This is a genomic window from Parvibaculum sp., from assembly GCF_035511255.1.
GTDB lineage: Bacteria > Pseudomonadota > Alphaproteobacteria > Parvibaculales > Parvibaculaceae > Parvibaculum.
In genome coordinates this window covers 1-3427 of record NZ_DATKFR010000317.1, presented here as the reverse complement: position 1 = coordinate 3427, position 3427 = coordinate 1, and the positions used below count along the sequence as shown (strand labels likewise).

Genomic DNA, 3427 nt, shown 5'->3' with positions numbered 1-3427 from the left:
GCTTCGTGCGAGCACCGAGGATACGCTCCTGAACGATGCGATCGACGAGGCCATTGGCCGCAAACCGAAGGGCCACGACTTCATCATCGACCGCGACCACAAGACGCCCGCCGTGCGGCGGCATATGTCGATGACGGGCGGTTAGCTCTTCACCTGCCCCCTCGCCCATGTCAGATAATCCTCGTTCCCGCCCTCGATCGGCAGGACGAGGAAGGCCGGCACCTCGTAGGGATGGAGCTTCCGCATCGCGGCCAGCGTCTCGTCGACAAGCCCGCGGCGCGTCTTGACGAAGGCGACGACCTCCACGCTCGTCTCAGCTTCCCCTTTCCATTCGTAAACCGACATGATGCCGGGATAGATATTCACGCAGGCGGCAAGCCGCGCGTCGACCAGGGCCCGTGCCATCGCCTCCGCCGCGCCCATATCCGGCAAAGGTGTGTAGATAAAGACGAATTCGGAACCTGTTTGCGTCGCGTCGCTCATGTGCTTATCTCCTGCCCCGGCGGCGGGTTATAGTGCCTCGGACAGCTTATGGAACGGAACTGATGAAGTTCGACAAGATCGCCTTCGTGGCCACCGAGGTGCCCGACGCACAGGAGGCGTTGAAGCTGCTCACCGAGCGCTACGGCAATGCCGCACCTGCCGAGGCCGACGTCTTCGTCGCGCTGGGCGGCGACGGTCTCATGCTCCAGACGCTTCACAAGCACATGCATCGCGGCATTCCGATCTATGGCATGAACCGAGGTTCCGTCGGCTTTCTCATGAACGAGTACAAGCCCGACTCTCTGCGCGAACGCCTCGACGCCGCCGAAATCGCGCGCCTCCATCCCTTGCGTATGCGTGCGACGCTCGCCAATGGCTCCGAGCATCAGGCTCTGGCCATCAACGAGGTCTCGCTACTGCGCGAAACGGCGCAGGCGGCAAAGATCAGGATTTCCATCGACGGCAAGGTGCGCATGGCGGAACTAAGCTGCGACGGCGTCCTGGTTTCGACGCCCGCAGGCTCGACGGCCTATAATCTCTCCGCGCAGGGACCGATCGTTCCGATCGACGCGGCCTTGCTGGCACTGACCCCGATCAGCGCCTTCCGTCCTCGCCGCTGGCGCGGCGCGCTCCTTTCGCATCGCGCGAAAGTTCGCTTTGAAATTCTCGAAGCCGAGAAGCGGCCCGTCAGTGCCGTCGCCGACCATCGCGAGTTCCGCGACGTGGTCGATGTTGAGGTCGAGGAAGATCCGACCATCGACCTGTTGATGATGTTCGACGAAGGCCACAGTCTCGACGAGCGGATTTTGACGGAGCAGTTTCTGTTCTAGCGTGTCTACGCCTTGACGCGCGACAGCGGCTCCTCGCTGACGTCGTAATCCGCCTCGACAGGTATGCGCAGGACGGGCTCGCCCGCGTCGTTCTTGGTGACGCGTGGTTCCACCGTCACGATATGCGCATTGCGCGCGGTTTCGATCGCGCCGACGACATCCACATGCCGCCCGAGCTTCTGCACGTTGACGCGGGTCGGGAAGATGATCGTACGCTTGCCTTCTTCCGCCTCGCGCACGGCGTCGGCCGGTCTGATCCAGACCGAGTCGACCGACTCGGATCCGTCGTGCACCGCCAGGTGATCTTCCGGTGCGACGGCAAGATAGAAGCGCGTGTCGAAACGCTTCGGCATCATGTTGGGCGTGATCCAGTGCGCGAAAGGCGTCAACAGATCCGCGGCGAGGCGCAAGCCCTCCTGCTCCAGCACCTCGCCGATGCCGATTTCGTTTCTGTTGAGTGCGTCGCGGCGAGGCTCCAACGCCGCAAGCCGTTTCGCGTCGATCAACGCGCCCGTGCCGTCGTCGCGCGCGAGCAGCACACCGCATTCCTCATAGGCCTCGCGGATCGCCGCGACGCGCATCGAAAATTCCCAGTCGTCGAGACCTTCCGCGCCATCGACACGGCCCCGTACGCTTTCATGCGTATCGCGCGGATCGACCTTGCCGCCCGGAAAAACAAGCGCGCCCGAGGCGAAGTCGATCTGGTGATGGCGCACCACCATGAAAACCTCAAGTCCCTGCGCGCCGTCGCGCAGCAGAAGAATCGTGGCAGCCGGAATCAGTTTTTCGCCCGCAGGATTCGACATGAACTTTCTCCCTGTTTCCGGCGCCCTTATTTCAAATGAGCGCCTTTTCGTTAATCCGCCGGCAACGCTGTTTTCCGCGGCTCGGCACTGTTAAGCAGGCCTAAACCCGCCTCGGTCACATTTTAAACGGGCGGCTGTCCGCCCATCCGCGACCAAAGAATTTGGCCCCAAGATGTACAGCAGTTCCTTTCGGCTGACCAACCGCGACATCGACCTCGCCTTCGAGGCGCGGCATCTGCATCTGGTTCTCCAACCGAAAATCGAACTGGCGAGCGGCCGTGTGCTGGGCGCCGAAGCCTATGTACGCTGGCTCCATCCCGATTACGGCTTGATGCCGCCGGGCCTCTTCCTCTCCTTCTTCGACCGGCACGGACGCAGCGGCGAGCTCACTCGTTTCGTCGCCGGAGCGGCGGCCGAAACAATGGAAAGCTGGCGCCTCAAGGGACAGAACTGGCCCATCTCGATCAACATATCGGGAAGCGACCTCACCGATCCCACGTTGCCCGGCACGCTCGACGGTATCGTCGGCGAACATGGTCTCGATCCCGCGAGCTTCACCATCGAAGTGCCCGAAGGCGTTTTTGCGCGTCACGGTCGCGACGCCGCCGAGACGATTTCGGAAATCCGTCGCCTCGGCTTTCGTACCGCGCTTGATGGCGGCGGCGCCGTCATCGTGCCGCCCGAATTCGTGAAACCGGATTTCTTCAGCGAGATCAAGATTTCGGGGGGCGCCATCATCCAGTTTGCACGGCGACTCCAGCAATCCGGTCTCGGCTTCATCGGCAAGCGCGTCGCACTGGCGGCCTCTCTCGGGCTCGACGCAACGGCCGTCGGCGTCGAGGACGAGACCACATTGTCCTCTCTCGCCGCCATGGGCTTCACCGCCGCGCAGGGCGCCCATATCTGCTCGCCGAAAGAAGCAAGAGATCTCGTCGGCTGGACTTTCGCGCAGGACATTCGCCGCGATTTCGCGGAAACGGCGCGCGAGAACGAACTCGACGAATTGCTGTTAAGCGATCCTCTCAATGAAGAGGATGAAGCTCTCACGCGTCTCAAACTGTCGCCGGCCGAACTGATCCTCGACTACGACGAACTGGATTTCGCGATTCCCGGCTTGGCCGACATACCCGTTCCCACTGGCGCGCTCGATCCCGTCTGTATTTTCCCGGATCGCAAACTCGTTGCCCTACTCCGCCGCCCGACGCCACACGGACGCCGCCTCGCCGGTGTCGATCGCCCGATCCGCATGCGCGTCAAACGACCGAAGTCGAAACAGAAAAAGAAGAGTTTCCTCGAACGCGTTATAGG

Annotated in this window: 4 protein-coding genes and 1 pseudogene; 3 read left to right on the top strand and 2 right to left on the bottom strand. The window is 62.3% G+C overall.

The genetic code is table 11. From position 1 onward, the window contains the following. Positions 1-145: pseudogene (locus VMR03_RS12520) on the top strand (GTP 3',8-cyclase MoaA); the annotation flags it as partial. Here the strand turns inward: VMR03_RS12520 and cutA are convergent. Then, positions 142-483 carry a divalent-cation tolerance protein CutA gene (gene cutA, locus VMR03_RS12515; RefSeq protein ID WP_325405693.1) on the bottom strand — a complete coding sequence of 114 codons (342 nt, stop codon included), beginning with the start codon at positions 481-483 and terminating at the stop codon, positions 142-144. The pseudogene VMR03_RS12520 and the gene cutA sit on opposite strands and share 4 nt — an antisense overlap. Before the next feature lie 62 nt (positions 484-545). On the opposite strand from cutA, the gene VMR03_RS12510 reads away from it, so the two are divergent. Then, positions 546-1313 carry an NAD kinase gene (locus tag VMR03_RS12510; RefSeq protein WP_325405691.1) on the top strand — a complete coding sequence of 256 codons (768 nt, stop codon included), beginning with the start codon at positions 546-548 and terminating at the stop codon, positions 1311-1313. Between the two features lie 5 nt (positions 1314-1318). Here VMR03_RS12510 and VMR03_RS12505 read toward each other — a convergent pair whose 3' ends face one another. Beyond that, positions 1319-2119 (bottom strand): NUDIX hydrolase, encoded by an 801-nt coding sequence (locus VMR03_RS12505; RefSeq protein ID WP_325405689.1) that lies wholly within the window; start codon positions 2117-2119, stop codon positions 1319-1321. Between the two features lie 172 nt (positions 2120-2291). Between VMR03_RS12505 and VMR03_RS12500 the strand changes: the two genes are divergently transcribed. After that, positions 2292-3427 (top strand): EAL domain-containing protein (locus VMR03_RS12500; protein WP_325405687.1); only part of this gene is annotated, 1136 nt, incomplete at its 3' end.